18 protein-coding genes are annotated in these 23,580 nt (G+C 40.1%); 13 read left to right on the top strand and 5 right to left on the bottom strand.

The genetic code is table 11. The annotated features are described in order from the left end of the window. From JWQ85_RS05985 to JWQ85_RS05975, 3 genes are all read left to right on the top strand, one after another. A partial coding sequence (locus JWQ85_RS05985) for a gliding motility-associated C-terminal domain-containing protein (protein ID WP_299465431.1) occupies positions 1–285 on the top strand: 285 nt, incomplete at its 5' end. Between the two features lie 123 nt (positions 286–408). Then, positions 409–2,493 carry an ATP-binding protein gene (locus tag JWQ85_RS05980; RefSeq protein WP_299465428.1) on the top strand — a complete coding sequence of 695 codons (2,085 nt, stop codon included), beginning with the start codon at positions 409–411 and terminating at the stop codon, positions 2,491–2,493. Positions 2,494–2,503: 10 nt separating this feature from the next. Further along, entirely contained in the window at positions 2,504–3,145 is a 642-nt protein-coding gene (locus JWQ85_RS05975) for a response regulator transcription factor (RefSeq protein ID WP_299465425.1), read from the top strand. 45 nt (positions 3,146–3,190) lie between these two features. Here JWQ85_RS05975 and JWQ85_RS05970 read toward each other — a convergent pair whose 3' ends face one another. The 4 genes from JWQ85_RS05970 to JWQ85_RS05955 form a co-directional block, all read right to left on the bottom strand. Then, the gene (locus JWQ85_RS05970; protein WP_299465422.1) at positions 3,191–3,742 is read right to left on the bottom strand and encodes a PAS domain S-box protein; all 552 of its coding nucleotides are present in this window, start codon (positions 3,740–3,742) and stop codon (positions 3,191–3,193) included. Positions 3,743–3,850: 108 nt separating this feature from the next. Beyond that, on the bottom strand, positions 3,851–4,945 hold the full coding sequence (locus JWQ85_RS05965) for a mechanosensitive ion channel domain-containing protein (RefSeq protein WP_299465419.1): 1,095 nt from the start codon (positions 4,943–4,945) through the stop codon (positions 3,851–3,853). Between the two features lie 2 nt (positions 4,946–4,947). Continuing rightward, positions 4,948–6,735: a glycoside hydrolase family 15 protein gene (locus JWQ85_RS05960; protein ID WP_299465416.1), complete on the bottom strand. Its 1,788-nt coding sequence runs from the start codon at positions 6,733–6,735 to the stop codon at positions 4,948–4,950. A gap of 65 nt (positions 6,736–6,800) precedes the next feature. Then, positions 6,801–7,172: a response regulator gene (locus tag JWQ85_RS05955; RefSeq protein WP_299465414.1), complete on the bottom strand. Its 372-nt coding sequence runs from the start codon at positions 7,170–7,172 to the stop codon at positions 6,801–6,803. A 108-nt stretch (positions 7,173–7,280) separates the two neighbouring features. Here JWQ85_RS05955 and glgX point away from each other — a divergent pair, with 108 nt between their 5' ends. The 6 genes from glgX (at position 7,281) to JWQ85_RS05925 (ending at position 17,951) form a co-directional block, all read left to right on the top strand. Then, positions 7,281–9,419, top strand: coding sequence for a glycogen debranching protein GlgX (gene glgX, locus JWQ85_RS05950; RefSeq protein ID WP_299465411.1), 2,139 nt, complete (start codon positions 7,281–7,283; stop codon positions 9,417–9,419). Continuing rightward, positions 9,406–11,223, top strand: coding sequence for a malto-oligosyltrehalose trehalohydrolase (treZ, locus tag JWQ85_RS05945; protein WP_299465408.1), 1,818 nt, complete (start codon positions 9,406–9,408; stop codon positions 11,221–11,223). The genes glgX and treZ overlap by 14 nt, the downstream gene beginning before the upstream one ends. 1 nt (position 11,224) lies before the next feature. After that, complete coding sequence (gene treY / locus JWQ85_RS05940) at positions 11,225–15,430, top strand: malto-oligosyltrehalose synthase (RefSeq protein WP_299465405.1); 4,206 nt, start codon at positions 11,225–11,227, stop codon at positions 15,428–15,430. Positions 15,431–15,937: 507 nt separating this feature from the next. Further along, positions 15,938–16,591, top strand: a complete 654-nt coding sequence (locus tag JWQ85_RS05935) for a hypothetical protein (RefSeq protein ID WP_299465402.1) — start codon at positions 15,938–15,940, stop codon at positions 16,589–16,591. A gap of 17 nt (positions 16,592–16,608) precedes the next feature. Continuing rightward, positions 16,609–17,556, top strand: a complete 948-nt coding sequence (locus JWQ85_RS05930; RefSeq protein ID WP_299465399.1) for a hypothetical protein — start codon at positions 16,609–16,611, stop codon at positions 17,554–17,556. Between the two features lie 11 nt (positions 17,557–17,567). Next, positions 17,568–17,951 (top strand): hypothetical protein, encoded by a 384-nt coding sequence (locus tag JWQ85_RS05925; RefSeq protein ID WP_299465396.1) that lies wholly within the window; start codon positions 17,568–17,570, stop codon positions 17,949–17,951. A 73-nt stretch (positions 17,952–18,024) separates the two neighbouring features. Here JWQ85_RS05925 and JWQ85_RS05920 read toward each other — a convergent pair whose 3' ends face one another. Continuing rightward, positions 18,025–18,273, bottom strand: coding sequence for a hypothetical protein (locus JWQ85_RS05920; RefSeq protein WP_299465393.1), 249 nt, complete (start codon positions 18,271–18,273; stop codon positions 18,025–18,027). A gap of 206 nt (positions 18,274–18,479) precedes the next feature. On the opposite strand from JWQ85_RS05920, the gene JWQ85_RS05915 reads away from it, so the two are divergent. The 4 genes from JWQ85_RS05915 to JWQ85_RS05900 all read left to right on the top strand — a co-directional run bounded on the left by JWQ85_RS05915 (position 18,480) and on the right by JWQ85_RS05900 (position 23,545). Continuing rightward, the gene (locus tag JWQ85_RS05915) at positions 18,480–19,253 is read left to right on the top strand and encodes an HAD-IIA family hydrolase (RefSeq protein WP_299465390.1); all 774 of its coding nucleotides are present in this window, start codon (positions 18,480–18,482) and stop codon (positions 19,251–19,253) included. Positions 19,254–19,732: 479 nt separating this feature from the next. Next, on the top strand, positions 19,733–20,479 hold the full coding sequence (locus JWQ85_RS05910; RefSeq protein WP_299465387.1) for a polysaccharide biosynthesis/export family protein: 747 nt from the start codon (positions 19,733–19,735) through the stop codon (positions 20,477–20,479). Positions 20,480–20,633: 154 nt separating this feature from the next. Continuing rightward, positions 20,634–21,149, top strand: a complete 516-nt coding sequence (locus JWQ85_RS05905; RefSeq protein ID WP_299465384.1) for a UpxY family transcription antiterminator — start codon at positions 20,634–20,636, stop codon at positions 21,147–21,149. Positions 21,150–21,196: 47 nt separating this feature from the next. Then, the gene (locus JWQ85_RS05900; RefSeq protein ID WP_299465381.1) at positions 21,197–23,545 is read left to right on the top strand and encodes a polysaccharide biosynthesis tyrosine autokinase; all 2,349 of its coding nucleotides are present in this window, start codon (positions 21,197–21,199) and stop codon (positions 23,543–23,545) included. The last annotated feature ends 35 nt before the right edge of the window (positions 23,546–23,580 follow it).

Genomic DNA, 23,580 nt, shown 5'->3' with positions numbered 1-23,580 from the left:
GACATTGTGGTGCATCAAGCCCTTTCGCCAAACGGTGATGGCATTAGCGATGTATTAACAATTGATGGGATATCACAACATCCCGACAATACATTGCAGGTAATAAACCGCAGCGGAGCACTTATTTACTCGGCTAAGGGATACGATAACTTTTCGAAGGTGTTCAATGGGCGCTCAAATATTAACGGAAAACTGCAGCAGGCAGGCACTTATTTTTACCAGTTAGAGTATAACGACCGCGGCAAAATTAAACGCAAAACAGGTTTTATTTTAATAAAGTATTAACGATAAATTACTCGGGGGAGTATGACAGCACCCGGCAGGTATGTTTGCCTGCCGAGGGGTGTTGTCTTTATGTATTAATAAAGTTGTAAGTTTAGGGAAAATGTAATTCCTAAACCTTACCTCATGCGCTTTTTCAAAATCGTCTTATTTATTTCGGTCGTTTTTTCAGCAAAGCTATATGCGCAAAGCCCGGCTATTGACAGTTTGAAAAAAGTTATCGCGTCGCATAAAAATACCGAAGAAGAGGGTAGCAGTATGAATAAACTATCGAGTTTGTTAACCCGGTATGATATGAATGCGGCAAAATATTATTCGTATAAGACCATAAAATTAGGCTCGCGTTTTAATAATCCCAGGTTGCTAAGCACGGCTTATTCGCAATTAGTAAGCATTTATTACAATACCGGGATGATGGATAGCTCGAGGTTCTTTTTAAACGAAACGAAATTGCTGGCAGAAAAAGCCGATATCAAAACCCAGGAAGGGGCCAAAATAAGGATGAACTATAATAGCTCTGCTGGTTTATTTTACAAAATGGAAGGCAATTATAAGGATGCTTTGTTTTTTTTGCTAAAAGCACTTGACTTAACCAGGAAGCTTACCCCATCCACTACTACCACCGAATCAACCGCCGGGCAATCGTTAAACATCGGGAATACTTATATAAGCCTTGGGGACTTTAAAAAAGCATTAACATATCATTTGAGCGCCCTTAATTTATTTTTAAAAATAGGAAGTCAAAAGGGTGAATCTTTTTGTTATCAGGGTATCTCTAATGATTTTACTGAATTGCATCTTTTTAAACAGGCGTTGCCATATGCGTTAAAGGCACAATTACTCAAGAAAACTATTAACGACAAACGTGGATTTTCTACTGCAGGAATAAGCCTCGGAACAATTTATAGGGGATTGAAAAGATATGATGAGTCGCTTGCGCAGTTTGCACTTGCATTGCGGGTTGATCAGGAGATGAACCTTTTACCCGAGCAGGCCGATGTTTTAAAGGAAATAGGAAACACCTACACCGAAATGAACAAGCCTAAAGATGCCATTACTTACTATATAAAGGCGAAATACATAGCGGGTAAAGCCGGCGATAATGCTTTAATTGCCAGTATTGACGCTAAAATACTTTTTTTACAAGAGGGGTATCAGGCGAAAAAAAAATCAGAAGAAAAAATGTTGGGCGCTATTGAAACAGCTGTGAAAAATGGAGATAAACAGCAGGAAGTAAGTAATTATAAGTACCTCGCAAAGTTTTATGCCGACCAAAAGGAGTTTGAAAAATCATTAATATTTAGTGAAAAATACCATAAAGCTGTTGATAGCCTTCAAAATACCGAGTTAACACTGCAAATAAAAAAGCTTGAAGAACAATCAGTAGTGGAACGGAAAGAGCAGGAAATAGTGCTGCTAAAAAAGGATCAGAAAATAAACAGGGCCTACTTTGAAAAGCAACGTACATTTAAATATTCGGTAATCACGGTTTCGGTACTTGTACTGCTGATAATTGTGCTGGCTGCCTATCGTACCCGTACTTTACAAAAAGCCAAAGCCATCATTGAGATGGACAAAATGCGGACATCTATTGCCAGGGATCTGCACGACGATATTGGCTCAAGATTAACAAACATTCAATTTTTAACCGAACTGATTAAAAAGCCGGCAGTTGGTGGCCGTACCGAGAAAGATCATTTGGCGGATATACGCGAAGAATTACTTGCTTCTACAGAAGCCCTTGACGAAATTGTTTGGAATATGAAAACAAAGCCCGACGACCAGGGGACATTACAGGTAAGAATGCGGCGATATGCAGGCGAGATATTCGACAGCAATGATATAGATTATCAAATGAATGTTGAGGAGGGGTTTTCGGATCAAACCATATCGCATGAAAAACAACGGGATATCTTTTTAATATTCAGGGAGATCTTAAACAACATACGGAAGCATGCATTTGCCAGGTTTATATCGATAGAACTTAAAACGACAAAAGACCAGTTTTGCCTGGAAATTAAAGACGATGGAAAAGGATTTGACCCCACAGCGATAAATAAAGGCAGGAATGGGCTGCAAAACATAAAAAGCAGGGTTGAAAAATGGAACGGCAATTTGGTAATGACATCAGAAAACGGAACGTTCTTCAGTGTATCGATCCCTGTAAAAAAGAAATGGCCGGCAAAATACAATATATTTCAAAAGGCCTGACACAATCATTATGGATCAAAAATTAGTAATATACGAAGATAACGAGGCTTTAAGAAACTCCCTGGTGTATTTGTTGAATGAACAGGACGGTTATAAAGTAGTTGGAGATTTTAACAACGTGAATGATGTAAAAAACCAGGTTAGGCAATGCCAGCCCGACCTGGTAATTATGGATATTGATATGCCTGGCAAGGATGGCATTACCGGTGTTGAAGAGATCAAGGAAATACGACCCGAAACCCCTATAATAATGTATACCCAATTTGAAGACGATGAGCGCTTATTTAAAAGCATTTGCGCCGGGGCCGATGGTTATATCCTGAAAAAAACATCGCCAGAAAAGTTTTTTGATGCTATAAAGGAAGCGTTAAGCGGCGGCGCCCCAATGTCGCCTTTGATAGCTAAAAAGGTTATTAATAGTTTTAAAGCGGCAAAAGACAACAACAACCTCCAGATAAAATATGACCTTACCAATAGGGAGGCCGAAATATTGCACTTGCTAACTAAAGGCTATAGCGTGAAATTAATAGCACACGAAATGTGTATAGCCTATGACACTGCACGCTCGCACCTGAGGAATACCTACCGTAAATTGCATGTAAACTGCGGTAAAGAGGCCATTGCGATACTGCTTGCATCGAAAATTATTTAGGCGCGTTTATCGGTAATTTTTAAGACAATTAAACGATCTGCTCTTTTACGTCTTTGAGACCATTGCCATCACGTTACCGCCCTTTTGCGTGCGGATGAGGTGTGAAGTGATATGCACACCGATCACCGTTCCATCCTTTTTCCGGTGTCGCCAGTTCCCGTTATCGTTCATGCCCGGCTGCAATTCCCGAACAGCCGTATGAACAGCGTTGATATCTTCTGGCGGGCCTATATCCAGTATGCTCATATTAAGAAATTCATCCCGGTTATAGCCGTAAAAGGTAATAGCGGCTTCATTGACCGCCATAAAGACCAAGGTGCGGAGGTCGATGATCCACATGGGATTTGGATTGTCGTCAAAATAACTGCGATATCGCCGTTCGCTTTCGGAAAGGCGCCTGGTGTACAGTCGGATCAGTTGGTACAAGAGCACGCCGGTAAACAGCACGTAACCTATGCCTTTGATGCTGCTGATAAACAATACAACCCCCAGATCGAAGCGATTTTGCAGCACCAGTAATAATTTATCGCTAAGCGTGATCCATAGGGTACCTGCAACAACATAAATCAACGCTATTTTAAGTGCTCCTGATCTCATTAACCCGAATATAGAAAAATTGCGTCTTAATCTCCTAATGCAAAAAAAAAGATTTACTTCAAAACAGTCGGTTTTTACAAAACGAAACCGGGATTGTATAAGTCTATTTCATTGATCTGGCTTATGGCCTTTAGGATCACTGTTGATCGTATATCTGTGCCTTGGCAGACTTTCGCTGAAGTTGTCCGCCAAAAATTTTATCAGATTTTCCCTTACGTAACATCTCAGATCAAATGCCTGTGATGAATTGCGCGCGCTTACCAGGGCGCGTAGTTCCAAGGTATTCTCTTTGGCATCAGTCACCTGCAAAATTCCTACGCGTTGGTCCCACAGGGGGGATGCCTTTAATAACCGTGTTAATTCTTCCCTAAGCTTGTCAACAGGTACACTATAGTCCACATATAAAAAAACAGTGCCCAAAATCTCGGCGGTAGTCCGCGTCCAGTTTTGGAATGGTTTTTCAATAAAGTAATTAATTGGCAATATTAGCCGCCGCTGGTCCCATATGTTTAAAACCACGTAGGTAAGTGTAATATCTTCAACCCGGCCCCATTCTCCTTCTACTACCAATACATCATCAATCCTTATAGGCTGGGTAAATGCGATCTGGAAACCGGCCAGCAGGTTACCCAGCGATTTTTGCGCGGCAAACCCAATGATAATACCGCCTATTCCTACGCCCGTAAGCAAACCCGCACCAAGTTTTCGCACGCTCTCAAAACTCAATAAGATCAGAGAAAGTGTTACAAGGATAATAATGACGATAGCCACTCTTCTAACAAATTGAAGTTGGGTACGGATCTTGCGTTCTTTTAAATTATCTTCCTTATTGAAATCATATTTATAAAAAATGTAATCCTCCAGGATCTTTATAGCATTCATTAGCACGCTGGCGAATGATATGATCAACATTATACCCAGCCATCTTTTTATATCGTCCTCATAAACATCTTTTAATGCAAGGTAGGGGAGTAAGATAGTGAGTGTTAATAGTGGTATAAAGAAATTTAGCGATTTACTTAAATGCGTTACTAATGATTTTAAAAAAGAATAATCGGCATTTTTTCTGTTTTTATAATAGTTGAGCAGCAGGGTAACTGCAAATTTAACCACCAGGCCAATAAGTAAAGCAAAGCAAATCAGCAAAAGGTTCCATAACCAGTGCGGCAGATGTTTTGTCCAGGAATTGATATGGTCTTCCATAGTTATAAAAATGTTGGCCGGTCAAGTTTAATGGCTATCCGATAGGCTGCATTCATCAAGCCAACATGGCTGTAAGCCTGTGGGAAATTCCCCCACTGGCTACCAGTTTGCTCATCCACATCCTCGCTAAACAGTAGCAAATGATTACGGTATTTTATCAGTTTTTCAAACTCGCGTATGGCATCGTCCATGCGGCCCACACAAGCAAGTGCTTCTACATACCAAAATGCGCAAATCAGGAAAGTTGTTTTTGGCTTACCGAAATCGTCGCTGTGGATATACCTGTAAAAAAGGCCGCCATCTGTTTTAAGTTCTTTTTCTAAAGCGGCCAGATGATCCCTGGCTTTCTGCGATGCGGGATCAATGTAGTTCATCATAATAAGCTGTAGCGTGCTGGCATCTAAGTGAGGGCTGCCCGCTGCATGGGTATACACCTTGCGTTCGGCGTCGTAGCAGCTTTCTATATGTGCTGCCGCCCGTTCCTTAAGATCGCGTGCCCTGTCAGCCAGTTCATTATTGCCAATAGTAAGCGCGATTTTTTCGGCCGCATTACAACCTGCCCATTGAAACAGATTGCTGTAACAGTGTATATGCGCGATATTGCGGAACTCCCATATACCCGCGTCTTTTTCGTCGATAGTCCGCTCTATCTTATTTAATATTGAAGATATCCACTTATCAGAATCTTTTCGTTCGCTGAAAATAAAACGGTGATCGGTATACAATGGCAGTAACGAAATAAGCACCTGGCCGTAAATGTCATTCTGCACATGCTCAGACGCCTGATTGCCAATACGGACCGGCTTGTTACCCATATAACCATCAAGGTGTTCCATAATTGTTTCAGTAAGGTCTTTCTTTCCGGTTATGCCATATAAGGGTTGATACCTGAAACCATCGCCCTCCGAAAGCGAAATATCGGTCACATAACTGAAATACCGCTCCATTTCCTCGAAGTGCCCTATGTGATTAAGCGAGGTTAAAACATAATAGGTATCGCGGAGCCAGCAATAACGGTAATCCCAATTGCGCTCACTCCCCGGAAATTCGGGTAGGCTGCTGGTACTGGCTGCGATAATGGCACCGGTATCCTCATACTGGTGTATCTTAAGAACCAATGCCGAGCGGATCACATAGGGCTGGTAAAATGTAGCGATAGAGGAGTGCTTTATCCAAAGGCGCCAGTAATCAATAGTTTCGCGAAGGTATTCTTCTGATGTACTTACCAAAGATCCTTCAAACTCGCCGCCGTAATTTAGTAGCAGGTACTTCGTTTCATTAAGCGAAAAATACTCTTCGTCAATGAGGTAGGTAAGCGGGATATTTGATGTTAGCGTCATCTTTTCCCCGCAACCCATAAATTCGATGGAGTCGCTGCCTTGTAAACGATCTTGTTTTAAACGGCCGTAATCGCATACCGGGGTGCATTTAACCCTTATACGCGGCGTACCTTCAAGTACTTCTATCTTACGGATCAGTATAAGCGGTTTAAAATACCTGCCGTATTTAAGAAAACGCGGGGCAAAGTCGGTAACTCTATATTTGCCATTAGCGCAGGTTATCTCGGTGCGTAATACGTTGGTATTTTCTAAGTAGATCTGGCTTGTAGTAAATTCGCCCTTTGGTAAAATAGAAAACTCGCCACCTTTTTTAGTATCCAATAACCCGCCAAATATAAATGGGCTATCAAAACGTGGCCAGCACATCCACTCGATATTAGTGTTTTTGTTTATGTGAGCCAGAAATGCGCAGTTCCCCACTAAACCTGTTTGATACGTGTGTTTTTCCATTAAACAACTTTAAATTACCATACCAACAACAATAATTTATAATTGTTACCAAAAAAAGCATTTGCCTAATGCGCATGATGCGGCCGCAGCAGATTGGTTATCGCAGAGGTTAAATGCCGCACATTTGCCGGTTTATTAACGATGGCATCGCATCCGAATTTGGATGCTATGCGGCCTATAGTGGTATACTCGGACAGTAGGACAACAGGCAAATCACGTAGCTGCGGGTCCGACTTCACCTGGTGACACAAACCGCCGCCATTGTCGTTGTTTAGTATAAAGTCAATAACTAAAACGTCGGGTTTGCGGTGTTTAATTTTTTGCAACAGATCTTGGGTGCATTCGTTTACTTCTACATTCGCGTTAAGTAATGATGAGTTGGCGCACAACAGCTCCTTAACTGCTGCATCGGTGCTGATTAACAATATTCTTCTCATAGTTATGGTTAATATAATACAAATGAAATGAATTTGTTTGAAAAGTTATCGTTATAAGATAATTTATAATTTAAAAAACAATTCTAAACAAAATTTATTAAATGAGTTATGGTAAAAAAAATATACCCGGGTAAACCTTATCCGCTTGGTGCCACATGGGATGGCAAGGGTGTAAACTTTGCGTTATTTGCTGAAAACGCCACCGGAGTAGAGTTGTGTTTGTTTGATGGCGAAGGGAGCGACCAAACTGAGGAAAGAATACATATCGCAGAACGCACACATCAGGTGTGGCATTGTTATTTGCCTGGAATTGGCCCGGGGCAACTTTTTGGGTACCGGGTTATCGGTGACTATGACCCGGCGTCGGGGCATCGCTTTAATGCTAACAAGCTATTGATCGACCCCTATGCAAAGGCAATATCCGGAATTGTAGACTGGCACGATTCACTGTTTGGCTACGAAGTTGGTCATCCCGACGAGGACATGAGTTTCAGCGAAACGAACAGTGCACCATTTGCGCCAAAATGTGTGGTTACTGATAATGATTTTGACTGGGAGGGTGACCAGCCCCCGCGAACCCCTTATCACCAATCCATCATTTATGAAATGCATGTTAAAGGGTTTACGCAACAACATCCGGATATACCCGATGAGATACGCGGAACGTACGCAGCGATAGGCCACCCGGTTGTTATAAAATATTTAACAGACCTTGGGATAACAGCGATAGAACTTATGCCTGTACACCAGAGTGTGGCTGATAGGCACCTGGTAGAAAAAGGACTTACCAATTATTGGGGTTATAACACAATCGGTTTTTTTGCACCCGATATACGGTACGCAGGCGAGGTGGATAAAGGTCTCCAGGTTCAGGAGTTTAAGCAGATGGTAAAAGAACTCCATAAGGCCGGTATCGAAGTAATACTCGACGTTGTGTATAATCACACAGCCGAGGGTAACCATATGGGGCCCACTTTGTCTTTTAAAGGTATAGATAATGCATCTTACTACAGGCTTGTTGAGGATAATAAGCGTTATTATAACGACTATACCGGCACCGGCAACACGCTGAACGCTATGCTACCTAATGTGTTGAGGTTTATTATGGACAGCCTGCGCTACTGGATAGTGGAAATGCATGTGGATGGTTTCCGATTTGATCTGGCGGCTACGCTCGCCCGGGAATTACACGAGGTAAACAGGCTGAGCGGATTTTTTGATATCATCTATCAGGATCCGGTTATATCGCAGGTAAAACTGATAGCTGAGCCATGGGATATTGGCGAAGGTGGATACCAGGTTGGTAATTTCCCACCGGGTTGGGGCGAGTGGAACGGAAAATTCCGGGACTGTGTTAGGGATTATTGGATAGGGGCGGATAGCATGCTGGGCGAGTTTGGGCAGCGGTTTACTGGGAGCCCCGATCTATACCAGGATAATTACCGCAAGCCTACTGCAAGCATTAATTTTATTACCGCACACGATGGCTTCACACTAAATGACCTCGTTTCCTACAATGAAAAACATAACGAGGCAAATGGTGAAGACAATAATGATGGGGAAAACCATAACCGGTCATGGAATTGCGGTGCTGAAGGGCCAACAGACGACCCTGAAATAATTAAACTAAGAGACCGGCAGAAACGCAATTTGTTAACCACACTGTTTTTATCACAAGGTGTGCCCATGCTGGTTGCCGGTGATGAATTTGGCCGTACACAACAAGGTAATAACAATGCTTATTGTCAGGATAACGAAATATCATGGCTGAACTGGGCCGAAGCGGACCATGATCTGTTGGCATTTACACGTAACCTTATACAGTTGCGCAAAGACCACCCCGCTTTTCGCAGGCGCCGCTGGTTCCAGGGACAGCCGGTTAAAGGTAAAGGGCTTGAAGATATAGCTTGGTTTTTACCTGAGGGCACAGAAATGGAAGATGAGAACTGGAATCATGATTTTGCCCGTTCTCTCGGTGTGTTTTTGAATGGCCGTGGCATACACTCTGTAGGGCCGGAAGGTGAGCACATAATCGATGATGATTTCTATGTGATATTTAACGCTCATCACGAAGCCCTTGAATATAAAATGCCCGAAAAACTGCTTGGACAGAATTGGAAAGTGATGTTGGATACCGGGCATGATGACACTATAGGGCAAACTTTAAATGAGCAGGAATGTATTTCTGTAGAGGGCATGTCAATTGTTTTATTGTGTAATCCCCGCTCAGGTAATGACAAACGATAAGGAATTAAGTATACAGCCGGGTCTTTCTTTTTTGCACGATGGTTCGGCCTGTGTAGTGCTTTGGGCACCGGATTTACCGACACCTGCCGTTTATCTTCCCCAAAAAAACGTTGCCCTCCCGTTTGTAAAATATCAGCGTGGGTATTGGCAATTGATAACGACTGATATACGGCCAGGGGACCTTTATCAGATTTGGACGGACGACGGTCAAAAATTGCCCGATCCGGCCTCCCGTTCGCAACCCAATGGTGTTCATGGCCCATCGCAGGCAATTGATGTGAACGAATTTGAATGGAGCGATGAGGCATGGCGAAATCCATTATTAGAGGACTATATTATTTATGAATTGCATACCGGCACCTTTACTGTTGAAGGGAATTTTGAAGCGATAAAAAGTAAACTACCTTATTTAAAAGAGTTGGGCGTAACCGCTCTGGAAATTATGCCAGTAGCGCAGTTTTCCGGCGAGCGCAACTGGGGGTATGACGGTGTTTTTCCCTATGCCGTTCAAAACTCCTATGGCGGTGCTAAAGAGCTGATGTCGCTGGTAAATGCCTGCCATAAAGTGGGTATTGCCGTGATTTTAGATGTAGTTTATAACCATGTTGGCCCGGAGGGTAACTACCTTACCGCTTTTGGTCCTTATTTTACCGATAAATACCATACTCCATGGGGCAATGCCGTCAACTTTGATGATGCGCATAGTGACGAGGTACGGCATTATTTTATACAGAACGCACTAATGTGGTTCAGGGATTTTCATATAGATGCACTTCGTATGGATGCGGTGCATGCCATAAAGGATTTTAGCCCTAAACATATCTTGCGGGAAATAAGAGAAGCCGTGGATGAGTTAATGGATAACACAGGCCAAACCCATTACCTGATTGTTGAATGTGATTTAAACGACAGGCGATTCATCGACCCTATAAAGCAAAACGGCTATGGTATGGATGCGCAATGGATAGATGAGTTTCACCACTCGTTAAGGGTAACTGCAGGCGGAGAGCGAAGCGGATATTATACTGACTTTAATGGAATAGCCCATTTAGCTAAATCGTACAGGGATGCCTATGTGTATGATGGTGTGTATTCCCACGAACGTTCAAAAACATTCGGCACTAAAACGGATAATCCGGGCCAACAGTTTGTGGTATTCTCTCAAAATCACGACCAGGTTGGTAACCGCATGCTTGGCGAACGGAGCAGCACCTTATTCAGCTTTGAAATGCAAAAACTCCTGGCAGGCGCGGTTATGGTGAGCCCTTACCTGCCAATGTTGTTCATGGGCGAAGAATATGGCGAGCATAATCCTTTTCTATACTTCGTAAGCCATACTGATGAAGAATTGATATCGGCAGTACGCAAAGGCCGCAAAGCCGAGTTTGCCTCTTTTCATACCGAAGGAGAGGCCCCCGACCCACAATCTAAAAACACCTTTGACAGATCAAAGCTAAACTGGAGTAGCCTGAATGTTCCGCAGCATAAAGTTATGCTGGATTATTATAAAACATTTATTGAACTTAGAAAACAACTCCCCGCCTTGCATAAGCTTAACCGAAACCAGCTAAGGGTAGAATGTAATGAGGAACAGCAAATGTTACAGCTTCAACGCTGGGAAGGCACGCAGCATGTATATTGTTTTATGAATTTCTCTGAAGAGCAGCGATCAATAACGTTGCCATCAGAACATGGTAAATTAAAGGTAGTGCTCAACTCGGCCAATACACGATGGAACGGCCCGGAACACAGGCTGTTTACTTCTGTTATTCAACCTCAGTCTATTATTATCTATACCAATTAATATGTTCAACCCGGTATCAACCTATCGTATCCAGTTTCATAAAGATTTCACCTTCCGGCACCTCGAAGGGATCATCCCATATCTTGTTAAGCTGGGTGTTAAAACACTTTATGCATCACCCATATTTAAAGCTGTGCCCGGCAGCAACCATGGTTATGATAGCGTTGACCCGTTAAGCATAAACCCCGAGATAGGCACGCTTAATGAATTAAAACAGGTAAGTAAAAAATTAAATGGCAATGGCATCAGCTGGTTACAGGATATCGTACCCAACCATATGGCATTTCATCATGATAATGCCTGGTTGATGGATGTTTTAGAAAAGGGGCCGCTGTCGTTATACCGGACTTACTTCGACCAGAGCCTGGCAGATAATGACCTGTTCAGGGGGCCGCTTATGGTTCCATTCTTGGGCGATGAACTGGAGGCTGTGATTGATAAGGGGGAACTTGAGATCATTTGGAACGTAGATAAACTTATGTTCAAATATGCGGAGCAATATTGGCCCCTTAATTTCAAATCATATTACGATGTGCTGCAGCCGGATAAAGGCGAAAAGTTAGATTCGTTAGCGATGATTATTGAGCAGATAAAGCAACTTAATAAAACAGAGGATGCCGAATTTTTTTCAAAAGCGGCGGCCGAGCTGAAATTACAGTTCAGCGCGTTAATGAAGAATGAGCGATTTAACAAGTACTTGGAAGACTGCCTTCAACAGGTCAACCAGGACAAAGAGCAGTTAAAGGTAATTGCCGGGCAGCAGTATTATCGCCTTTGCAGTTGGCAGGAAACGGATCTGCAGATCAATTACAGGCGATTTTTTACGGTCAACAGTCTGATTTGCTTAAATATACAATACGAGGAAGTTTTTGAACACGTTCACCGGTTGATTGGTGCCCTGCTCAAAGAGAATATTATACAAGGTTTACGTATAGACCATATAGACGGCTTATATGATCCCGAGCAGTATTTGCAGCGCTTAAGGGCTTTATCAGGTGACGATGCGTACATAGTGGTCGAAAAAATACTGGAGCAGGGAGAAAAGCTGCCACAGCACTGGCCAATACAGGGCAGTACGGGGTATGACTACCTGGCGCAGGTAAATAATTTGTTTACTAATCAGAAAAGCGAAAAGGCGTTTTCATCTTTTTATCAACAGCTTACTGCCGATAACAGGCCGGTAAAAAAGCAAATACGTGACAAGAAAAACCTCATTCTGACACAACATATGAACGGCGAGCTGGAAAATCTTACCAGGTTGTTTATAGAAGCTGGATTAACAAATGGAAAGCTTACAGGCGAGAAAAAAAGGGCAGAATTAAAGCAAGCGATCGGTTTGCTGCTTGTCCACTTTCCCATATACCGTTTCTATGGCAATCGGTTGCCGCTGAGTCAGGATGAAAAGAACAATCTTAACGCTGTATTTGAGGGAATTAAAGGAAAATACCCAACATTAAGCGCAGCCGTTAAATTATTACGCAAGGCATTAATTACAGATCCACTCGCCAACGGTGGGGCATATAGCGAAAAGGCGCTGAACTTTTATCAGCGCTGCATGCAGTTTACAGGCCCTTTAATGGCAAAAGGGGTAGAAGATACGTTGATGTACACTTATAACCGGTTTGTTGACCACAACGAAGTCGGCGATTCTCCGGAAGCTTTTGGTTTAGCCATTAATGAATTTCACCGTTTAATGCAAAAACGGCAGGAGCAATGGCCCCTGGCCATCAATGCGACATCTACGCACGATACCAAGAGAGGTGAAGGTGTTAGGGCCCGTCTCAACGTGCTTACTAATATTCCCGAAGAATGGATCAGTACGGTTAACGATTGGCGGGTTTCGAATACCCGGCTTAAAACCAACGGGGCGCCTGATGAAAATGATGAATATTTTATCTACCAAACGATTCTTGGTTCATACCCCATGCCGGGGGAAGAGGAAGAAACATTCCCTCAAAGATTAGATGAGTATTTAGAGAAAATGCTTCGCGAAGCCAAAAGGCGTTCCAACTGGGCCGAGCCAAATGAAGATTATGAATATGCCGTAAAGAAATTTGCCGCGGGTTTGCTGGATAAAACAGGCCCTTTTTGGAAGACATTCACAAAACTCCATAGAAAGGTGAGCGAACTGGGGATTGTAAATTCGCTGGCACAATTGGCATTAAAGACAATGTGCCCGGGAATACCTGATATTTACCAGGGATGCGAGCATTGGGACCTGAGCCTGGTTGATCCTGATAACCGCCGGCCGGTTGATTACAACTTGCGGGAGGAATTACTAAATACAGCAGAAAATACGGTACCGGTAAGTAAGATGTGGAAGGATCGCTTCAACGGGCAGATAAAGATCTGGTTAACAGGTAAACTGCTCCAACTCCGTGCGGCGCATCCTGATCTGTTTAGTAAAGGTGACTATATTCCTTTGAAAGTCACAGGAAAATATAAGAATGAATTAATAGCATTTGCCAGGGCCTACCGCGATACTTGGATTGCGTTGATCGTTCCGGTTGATATAGCAGCAATGTGCGGTGATGACCTGGCAGTACCAATCGATTGGGCAGATACGCAGGTGGTCTTTCCAAAAGATGCTCCGGTGATATGTACTGATCAGCTATTAAATAAAAGTACCGAGTTCAGTGGTACAGTAAGCCTTGGTGAAATCATAAATGACGTTCCAGTGGCGGTTCTAATGCTAAATAATCCCTATAAAGGGCGAAATGCGGGCGTTTTAATGCATGTAACATCGCTGCCAGGCGACTTTGGGATAGGGGATTTTGGCCCGCAGGCATTTAAATTTGCCCGGCTGTTGCATGATAGTAAGCAGCAGTACTGGCAAATATTGCCATTAAATGCAACCAGTGCAGCCGACGGTCATTCACCCTATAGTTCATGCTCCAGTCAAGCGGGTAATGTATTAGTAATCAGCTCCGAACTGTTAGCAAATGACCGGCTGCTAAGCCCGGAAGACCTCCGTAATGCCCGGTTGCCGAAGAGCAACTCAGTAGATTTTGAAGACGTCGAGGTAGTAAAGCTAAAACAGCTCAATAGAGCCTGGCAAAATTTTCAAAGGGATAATAGGCATCCGTTTCACTATAGTTTCGCCATATTTTGTGAAACAGAGGCTGCCTGGTTAAAAGATTATGCCTTGTATGTGGTACTTAAACAACAATATAGCAACAGGCCTTGGCATAAATGGCCGGCTGCGTTTAAGTTTCGGGAGACCGAAGCTTTGCAAAAGTTCTCTGCTGAAAATGAAGATGCACTTAATAAGGAAAAATGGCTTCAGTTTATATTCCACCGGCAATGGTACAGCCTCAAAACTTATTGTAACCAGTTAGGGATCAAAATATTAGGTGACCTGCCATTTTATATCAGTTATGATTCTACGGACGTCTGGGCAAATAAGGAGATATTTGATCTTAATGACGAGCTCGAAATGAACAGCGTATCAGGAGTTCCACCCGATTATTTTAACGAAGATGGCCAGCGCTGGGGCATGCCCATATTTAACTGGGCAAAACTTAAAGAATCAAAGTATGACTGGTGGATAAAACGGATCGCAAAAAACTTAAAATGGTACGACTTGCTGCGCCTGGATCATTTCCGGGCGTTCGCTTCGTACTGGAGTATTCCGGCAGACGATAAGACGGCTGTCAGTGGTAAATGGATGAGCGGGCCGGGGAGTGACTTTTTTCGTATGCTTAAAACGAAATTTAAGAAGTTGCCCTTTGTTGCCGAAGATTTAGGTGATATCGATGAACCGGTTTGCCGGCTGGCCAGTCAATTTAATTTGCCTGGAATGAAGGTGTTGCAATTTGCATTCGGGGATGATATACAGCAATCAGCATATATCCCGCATCATCACTCTGAAAATTATTTTGTTTATACAGGTACCCATGACAATAACACAACGCTGGGCTGGTATAAGAACGATGCAGGCGCAGTAGTACATCAAAACTTAAGAAGATACACGGGTATAAATGTTACATCGAAAAATGTTAACGAGGTACTTATTAAAACTGCGTTTGCATCGGTATGTAAAACGGCGATAATTCCGATACAAGACTGGCTCAACCTGGATGAAAATTCACGTATGAACACCCCTGCGCGGGAGGGAGGTAACTGGACATGGCGATTAAAGAACAAGCAGCTTGCAAAATATCCCGTTGAAAAAATAAAAACATGGACTGAGTTTTATAATCGTTAGGCGATGCAGGGTAATGGGCAAGCATATAATGATTGCTGGCCTATCTTTAATGGCGATATTAAATGACTACATATAGCTATTGATGTCGCAATATCATCTCTTTATATTTAATTAATAGTTAATGCATTGCCTTGCGCTTATTGTATTTTTCTATAGATGAGATTTGATTTTGAAAATATATCAACCTGTATGTTCCTTCTCATCTTTGGGCAATCTCAAATTCTAAGTCATCGTTAAATGATATTGAGAATAGGATTTTGATTGGTTCAATTGAATTTTATATATGTTGTTATAGGATAAATGGTTTACAGATATAGCAAGAGATAAGTGTTAAAAAAATCAAATTCTTTAAGCTGGGTATTTATTAGTTTGGGGGGCTTTTTACTGTTTGTTGTTTGTTTTTATTTTTTGATACAAACCAATAAGCAGATAAATATTTCACTTCCCGTGTATTTTATTTTATTGACATTTATTGCGCTTATAGCCACGGCATTTTTGGCCGGCGCCATGAAATCGGTAGCTAGATATAATTTAAAAACCCAAAATAGATCATTATATCTTTCCGGCCCGGCCGTTATATTTTTTATCATACTTTATATAGGTTATAAGTATCGGCCAATAACCAGCGAGGGCGCGTTAACGCTCACTTTGATTTTTATAGAGAAAAGTAAAACGGTTAAGGTTATTAATAGTGGAGTTGTGAATATTAAAACCGGGCTGTACTTTTCTACCAAAAAAATCACAGATGATGGAACAGCTTTTTTTACAGGCATTAACTCTAGTTATAAAGGGAAGGCAGTAGATATTTCTGTTGATGTGCCCGGATATTCACTTAATGCTGATAGTGTTTATCGTTTGTCTGAAACAGACAACGATACCCAATATACCATTCATCTTACAAAAGAACAAGATTTAGTAAGCGTTAAAGGAAGGGTGATAAAGCTTCCAATGCGGGAAGGGTTAGCCAATGTATCTGTTCAATTTGAAAAACTTAATAAACCGGTGATGACAGATTCTTCCGGAAATTTTTCGGCAATTATCCCTGTAAAATCCGGTACAGAGATCAGAGTAATAGCTATTAACCACAAAAAGGAGATATATAATTCGTTAGTAAATGTATATGATGGGCAGCTATTAAGCATAGGAGTAGAGGAGAAATGAGATTTATTATACTTTTTATGTTTGTTTTTTTTGGGTTGCACGTACAATCGCAACACATAACATACAAATTCAGAATAAGGTTTGGGGATTATAGTCCGCTGAGTAATGCACAGTTTATTTTAAGCGGACAAAGGATCAATACAGACCCCCAGGGAATAATTGCCATAAACTTGGCAAACAATATAAGTTATTTAAATATCGAGTCGGCAAATCTAAAAGTATATGAAATAAAATATCCTTTGGAAGGTAAGGCCATATTACCCAAGGACCCCACTGTGTTTATAGATGTTTTTGTAGCTAAGCCCGGCCCCGACCAATTAAAGGGGCTTGTTGATCGTATGGATCGCTCGCAGAACAATCTTCAGAAAAACCTTTATAAAAAAATTGAAGAAGAAACCAGGAATGGTTATGACGGCATTGTGAAAATGTTGACAGCTAATAACTTAGATGAGCAGAAACTCGCAAAAGGGCGATTGGAGTTTTTTCCGCTTATATCGGCTACGTTGGCCAATTATTTAAATGAGGTACGCAATTTTAACGATGCCTTTTTAACGCTAAGCACCTCTTTAAATTCAAAGCCGGCCTATGACCAGTTTAGCAATGCCATATATAGGTATAACGAGATCTTTGATTTGCTAAACAATAATAAGAACACCTATGAGCAAGCTATTGCCACTTACTGGAATAGCAAGGAGCTTTCTTTAAAATTCAACAATCTTGTTGATTATGCAATTGAAGATTTGCATAAACCATATGTGTTAGAGATTAACTATACTCTTATTAACAGGATTTACACAGCCAATAATGAAACCAACAGAAAGAAACGAGCCCAATTGCAGGATGTTTTAACAAAAGATATGACCGAAATATCTTCTAATATGACAAGGAAAATAAATGGCCTTGGCGAAAGAATTACTGCTATGAATGGCTTGTTAAATAACAACGGAACAATTAAAATTAACTAAAACGTAAAATCATGAAAGCAAAATCATCAATGGCCGTATTCATACTGGCCGCAATAATGTTATTTTCTTGTTCTAAAGATGCCTCTGTTTTAGATATATTCATACCCAATCTCTCAAACCAGTGGGTAAGTGATAGAAACACAAATTTCTTTTTTACGTCAGACAATCCTGATAAAAACGAATCGACCTTTTTTGGCAACGAGCAAGATCCAGGCACAGGTGATACTTTTCAACTAACCGGGAAGTATAAAAATTATGATGTAGAGTTTACCTTTACTGAAGGGCCGGAGACAGGCGTTACTTACACCGGTAAATTTATCAAAAACTCCAACCCCTTAAGGATGGAAATGAAGGCACCGGGTAATAAAAAAGTAACTATCACTCAAAATTTGTAACAGCTGCTCATATCCGCAGGTTCCTTTTTTCATCATGTTTTATAAGTTCTGCTGATGCAAAGGGTTGATTATTTCAATCCATCCCTTTAGTGTACTCATACAGATCACACCTGTCCTCATACCAGCTGGCCACAAAAATTTCTAAACTGCTGAGGTAGCTTTCAATGGCAGCAACACCTTGGATATGTTTTCCATCGTCAACGATCTCAGGTACCTGAATATCGTTTTGTTTGAGGATCAGGTAAGGTAGAGACATTGTTTTGATGCGTTCTTCCCAACTGGCGGCTTCTTTAGTTTCTGGTGGATATGTTAAAGTAATCATCTGCTTAATTATTAATGAGTTATTATACGAATTTACCCATAATTGATACGCTTTACTGGTAATATTTGTTTAAACAATGGTAGTATTCACCGTAAAGCTGATATTGATATTTTGCCTTGATTGTCAAACGAATTTACATCCACCTGCAAATGACGATTATAGATTTCGTAGATTTATAGGCAACATACTTTTTATTAATTTTAACTATGAAACAAGGACTTTTGATTGATATGGACGGCGTTATTTATAGTGGCGAGGAATTGATCTCGGGCGCCGATAAGTTTATTAAGTATTTAGTTGATGAGGGTATCGCGTTCGCATTTATGACAAATAATAGCCAAAGAACAACCTTGGAGGTTGTGCGTAAGTTAAAAAGACTCGGTATAATAGTAGAAACAAAGCATATTTATACTAGTGCTATGGCCACCGCACAATTTTTGGCGAGTCAGGGCCCAAATGGTACGGCTTATGTTTTAGGTGAGGGCGGCCTGCTGACCAGTTTACACGAACATGGAATAACGCTGGTTGATAGTGACCCTGAATTTGTGGTATTAGGCGAAGGGAGAAATTTTACACTTGAAATGGTTCAGCGGGCCGTTGATATGATTTTAGCCGGTGCGAAATTTATCACCACGAATAGGGACCCCTCACCGAAAAAGCCTGGATGGAATAATCTGGGTATCGCAGCTACCACAGCAATGATTGAAGAAGCAACCGGGCGAAAAGCCTTTGTTACGGGCAAACCGAGCCCGGTGATGATGCGTTCCGCGAGGAAATTTTTAGGGTTGGAAACAGCTGAAACCACAGTAATAGGCGATACGATGGAAACGGATATACAAGGTGGCGTGCAAATGGGATATAAAACGATTCTTGTTTTATCCGGTATCTCAACTAAAGACAGGCTTGGGCATTATGCTTTTAAACCGGATCTGATTGTGGGTTCTGTTGATAAAATCACTTTTCCTTTAAAATGGTGGTAGAAAGAGTAAGTTTGGCTATATCTAACTATATCGAATAACTGTACGTATTAATTATTAAAATACTTAAGCCCTATAAATCAATTGATTTATAGGGCTTTTTGTTAATGTAATTATCAAAGATGCTCAAGTATATCACAACTGAGTGTGAGTTTAGTGTGAAAATTAATACCTGAAATTATTAACTCACCGGTATAATATGATTACAACCATTACTACAATAGGACAGTACCTCATTCTCATATATAATCACATATATGAATATTTATGTATAGTTTATACATCTGCGTATACAATCAGGAATTTACCTATTATTTTAAAGTAAGTTGTGGTATTTTCACTTATTATTAATATCCATTAAGGATTTTAATAATCGATCAAACCTTATTTTAGTTTCAATGTGTGGGTGAGAAAGGGCGAAGCTATTTAGTTTGATGAAGCTTATTTAAAAACAATCATCTAATTCTTATCACTCGTTAATTATGAAATTATTCCTTTCTTTAGTTTGCATTGTTTTTGCCCTTACTTCATGCGGATCGTATAAAAAAACTTCATATTTTCAGGATGTAAATTTGTCTTCAAAAACTATTGAGCGAATAAAAAATTTCAGTCCGATAACTGTCCAACCAGAAGATATATTAGGAATAAGTATAAGTAGTCTCAATCCAGAATCATCTACAGTATTTAATTTCACCTCGAATACCGTTAATGGGACAAACGAAAATTACGGAGGTTATCTTGTAGATCAGCAGGGCCAGATTTTACTCCCTATAATTGGAAATGTAAAAGTAAGTAACCTGACAACCGCACAAGTCAAAGAAAAAATTAGATTAAAATTACTGGAATACCTGAAAGAGCCTGTTGTAATTTTAAAATTACTCAATTTTAAAGTTTCAGTTATGGGTGATGTGTCACAGCCGGGAGTATTTAAGATTCCCAATGAGAGATTGACATTAACCGAAGCATTAAGTTTAGCAGGTGATTTAAATATTACCGCCTTACGACAAATATTAATAATTAGAGAAGTTGATGGAAATCGGGAATATATTCCCATTGATCTATCGAAAAAGGAAGTATTTTCTTCGCCATATTATTATTTGAAAAATAATGATGTAATATATGTGCAGGCAGGTCGTGCCAAATACGCTGCAGTTGACCGAACAATTCCACAAATAAGTTTACTGCTCTCCGTTATTTCTGTTGCTGCTATATTTTTAACGCGGAAATAACAAGTATATCCTTTAAAAGCCATTTAAATATGGTTATTAAAAGTTTCAATTAATTTCTCATTTGCCCTTATTCACCTTATAGTTTTTCTCAAAACTGAAGTGTAATGGCAAAGCTTATAATTCATTTTTACCAACAAGAGTTAGATCATATCAAATGGAATTAAAATGGTACGCTGTTTATACCAGGTCACGATGGGAAAAAAAAGTAGTGGATCATTTAAATAAGGCTAATCTGGAGAATTACTGCCCGCTTAATAAAGTATTGAAAGACTGGAGCGATAGAAAAAAACTTGTTGAAGAGCCCTTATTTAGGTCGTATGTATTTGTTAGAGTATCAGAGAAACAAATGAATGCGGTTCGTCTTGTTTATGGCGTTGTGAATTTTGTTTATTGGCTGGGTAAACCTGCCGTTATTTCAGATAAAGAGATAGAGATCATTAAGCAGTTTTTGGTAGAGTATAATAATGTGAAATTAGAAAAGGCAGTTATTCGTATTAAAGATAATATTAAAATAATAAAAGGGCCATTTAAGGACATGGAAGGGAATGTGATTTCTTTAAACAAAAAGAAAATCAAGGTATTGATCCCATCATTACAATACATTTTAACCGCCGAAATTGAAAAAGACGATGTGACGGTATTAGAAAGGCCAAACATTTCAAATCAATAACCAGCCGAAGTGCAGGCAACCCAAGGTTATTATAAAAGTAATTTCTGATGAAAAACAACGCAAAAGCTTTTACTTATTCTAATCAAGAACCCAAAGGAAGGGATAAGCTTGAAGATTTAAGAGATAAGATTTCTATTTATTTACGTTATTGGCCATTTTTTATTCTAAGCATTAGCATTTGCCTTGGATTAGCTTACTTGTATTTAAAGTCTATTGACCCCATATATACTATAAACGCTGAATTCTCTATAAATGACGAGAAAAATGATCAAAAGGCTGATGCGGACCGTAATGTTTTTAAAAACGCAAAAATCGTAACTGATGAAATCGAAATTTTAAAATCAAGAACCTTAATGAAAAATGTTGTTTATAATCTTCAACTATGGACACAGTATATAAAAAAAGGCGAATTAAAAAGTATTGATATATATGCAACAACACCTGTACGATTTAGTTTGATTAAAGGGGCAGATAATTGGGCTGGGCATTCCATTGAGATTATAATTAAAAATGAACATGAATTTTTTCTTAAACAACCACACTCTATCAGTACTTTTTCTTATGGAGAGCTGCTGAATAGTTCATGGGGAAGTTGGAAATTAGAGACTACACCTAATTTAAAAGATTATACAGGGCAAACTATTCGTATTAACCTATATAATCCCGAATCAATAATTGATAATTGCCTTGGGTCTTTCAATGCATTTCAATTAACCGAAGAAACTTCTGTAATTAAATTGATTTTACGGGAATTTGTGCCTGAACGGGGTGAAGATATTCTTAATGGCTTGATCAATGCCTATAATATAGCTTCAAACGAACATAAGAACAAAGCAACTGCCAGTACATTAAATTTCCTCGATGAGCGTTTAGTATCCATTTCTGGTGAGTTAAACGCTGTTGAGAAAAATGTTGAGGGTTATAAAAGTAGCCGTGGTATCACAGATATTTCTTCAAACTCAAAGTTTTACTTAGATAATGTTAAAGATAATGATGCTCGTTTAAATGAAGTAAATGTTCAGCTCCAGGTAATTGATCAAATCCAAAAATATGTTACTTCGCCAAAAAGCTCAGGAGGGGCGCCGGCAACAATAGGCATTAGCGATCCGGGCCTTATATCCCTTATTGAACAGCTTAATAAGTTAGAATTGCAGCGAGACAAGTTGTTATCTAACACTCCTGAAAAAAATCCTATACTTGACCCTATCAACCGGCAAATAGCATCTACAAAAACGGCTATTTATGAGAATATAAAAGGGATAAAAAGAACTTTTATAGCTACCCGCAATCAATTAAATAAGTATGGAAGCAGTTTTGAATCTTCTATTAAAAAACTACCTGGGCAAGAACGGGAATATATAAGCATTAAGAGACAGCAGAGTATTAAAGAAGATTTATATATGTACCTGTTGCAAAAAAGGGAGGAAGTTGCTTTAAACAGTGCATCAAAAATGGTTGGAAGCAGGGTAATAGATGCAGCCCATTATGGATCACCGGAATCTCTAAACTCAAGCTTTGCTTATGCACTTGCTTTTATACTTGGCATTATTATCCCCGGCGGTGCTGTATTTGCTAAAGAAACCTTTAATAATAAGATAAATAATATTCAACAGATTGAGGATGCGGTATTTGTACCTGTTTTATGCGAACTGTCATATCAGAAAAATATGCTCCTTGGTAATGTTTTAAATAGCCCCAGAACTATGATATCCGAGCAGTTTAGAATATTGCGTACCAATCTTCAAAACGTTAATAATAACAATAGTAGGCATGGGAAAGTTACTTTACTAACCTCAAGTATGTCTGGCGAGGGTAAAAGCACTATAACGAGCAACCTTGGTATAGTTATGTCAGCCGCAGGCCGCAAAACAGTTATTGTTGATGTTGACTTTAGAAAGTCTGTTATAGCCAAAAAGTTTAATTTAAAGAGCGATACAGGGCTTTGTGGTTATCTAAATGGGACAGAACATAAAGAAGATATTATACAGCCATCACTTATTCACCCCGATCTGTATATTATTAGTTCTGGCGGGCAGCCCGATAATCCATCAGAACTGCTGGAAAAAATAGAAATGGAAGAGCTGATCGATTGGTTACGAATTCATTTCGATGAAATTATCTTAGATACCCCTCCTATAAAATTGGTTGCTGATGCCATGATCCTGGCAAAGTTTAGTGATGTGAATTTATACGTGATCCGTTATGGGTTTACTTATAAATCCGAATTGAAATATTTAAATCAATTGTCAAGAGAGCAAAAACTAAAAAACTTAAATATTATTTTCAATGGTGTTTCACTTTCAAATAGATACGGGTATTCAGGAGATTACGGCTACCAGTATTATACCCATGAAAAGCCAAAATTCTGGTCTTCATTGATGAGAAAAGCTGAATAATATTTCATGCAATTATTGGTCACCTCCTAATAAAA

This window comes from Mucilaginibacter sp. (genome assembly GCF_028288105.1).
GTDB lineage: Bacteria > Bacteroidota > Bacteroidia > Sphingobacteriales > Sphingobacteriaceae > Mucilaginibacter.
The sequence above is the reverse complement of the archived record's forward strand: the minus strand, read 5'-3'. Positions and strand labels throughout refer to the sequence as shown.

Coding starts and splice junctions, on each gene's coding strand:
- JWQ85_RS05980 (WP_299465428.1), top strand. CDS start 409: ATGCGCTTTTTCAAAATCGTCTTATTTATTTCGGTCGTTTTTTCAGCA.
- JWQ85_RS05975 (WP_299465425.1), top strand. CDS start 2,504: ATGGATCAAAAATTAGTAATATACGAAGATAACGAGGCTTTAAGAAAC.
- JWQ85_RS05970 (WP_299465422.1), bottom strand. CDS start 3,742: ATGAGATCAGGAGCACTTAAAATAGCGTTGATTTATGTTGTTGCAGGT.
- JWQ85_RS05965 (WP_299465419.1), bottom strand. CDS start 4,945: ATGGAAGACCATATCAATTCCTGGACAAAACATCTGCCGCACTGGTTA.
- JWQ85_RS05960 (WP_299465416.1), bottom strand. CDS start 6,735: ATGGAAAAACACACGTATCAAACAGGTTTAGTGGGGAACTGCGCATTT.
- JWQ85_RS05955 (WP_299465414.1), bottom strand. CDS start 7,172: ATGAGAAGAATATTGTTAATCAGCACCGATGCAGCAGTTAAGGAGCTG.
- glgX (WP_299465411.1), top strand. CDS start 7,281: ATGGTAAAAAAAATATACCCGGGTAAACCTTATCCGCTTGGTGCCACA.
- treZ (WP_299465408.1), top strand. CDS start 9,406: ATGACAAACGATAAGGAATTAAGTATACAGCCGGGTCTTTCTTTTTTG.
- treY (WP_299465405.1), top strand. CDS start 11,225: ATGTTCAACCCGGTATCAACCTATCGTATCCAGTTTCATAAAGATTTC.
- JWQ85_RS05935 (WP_299465402.1), top strand. CDS start 15,938: ATGAAATCGGTAGCTAGATATAATTTAAAAACCCAAAATAGATCATTA.
- JWQ85_RS05930 (WP_299465399.1), top strand. CDS start 16,609: ATGTTTGTTTTTTTTGGGTTGCACGTACAATCGCAACACATAACATAC.
- JWQ85_RS05925 (WP_299465396.1), top strand. CDS start 17,568: ATGAAAGCAAAATCATCAATGGCCGTATTCATACTGGCCGCAATAATG.
- JWQ85_RS05920 (WP_299465393.1), bottom strand. CDS start 18,273: ATGATTACTTTAACATATCCACCAGAAACTAAAGAAGCCGCCAGTTGG.
- JWQ85_RS05915 (WP_299465390.1), top strand. CDS start 18,480: ATGAAACAAGGACTTTTGATTGATATGGACGGCGTTATTTATAGTGGC.
- JWQ85_RS05910 (WP_299465387.1), top strand. CDS start 19,733: ATGAAATTATTCCTTTCTTTAGTTTGCATTGTTTTTGCCCTTACTTCA.
- JWQ85_RS05905 (WP_299465384.1), top strand. CDS start 20,634: ATGGAATTAAAATGGTACGCTGTTTATACCAGGTCACGATGGGAAAAA.
- JWQ85_RS05900 (WP_299465381.1), top strand. CDS start 21,197: ATGAAAAACAACGCAAAAGCTTTTACTTATTCTAATCAAGAACCCAAA.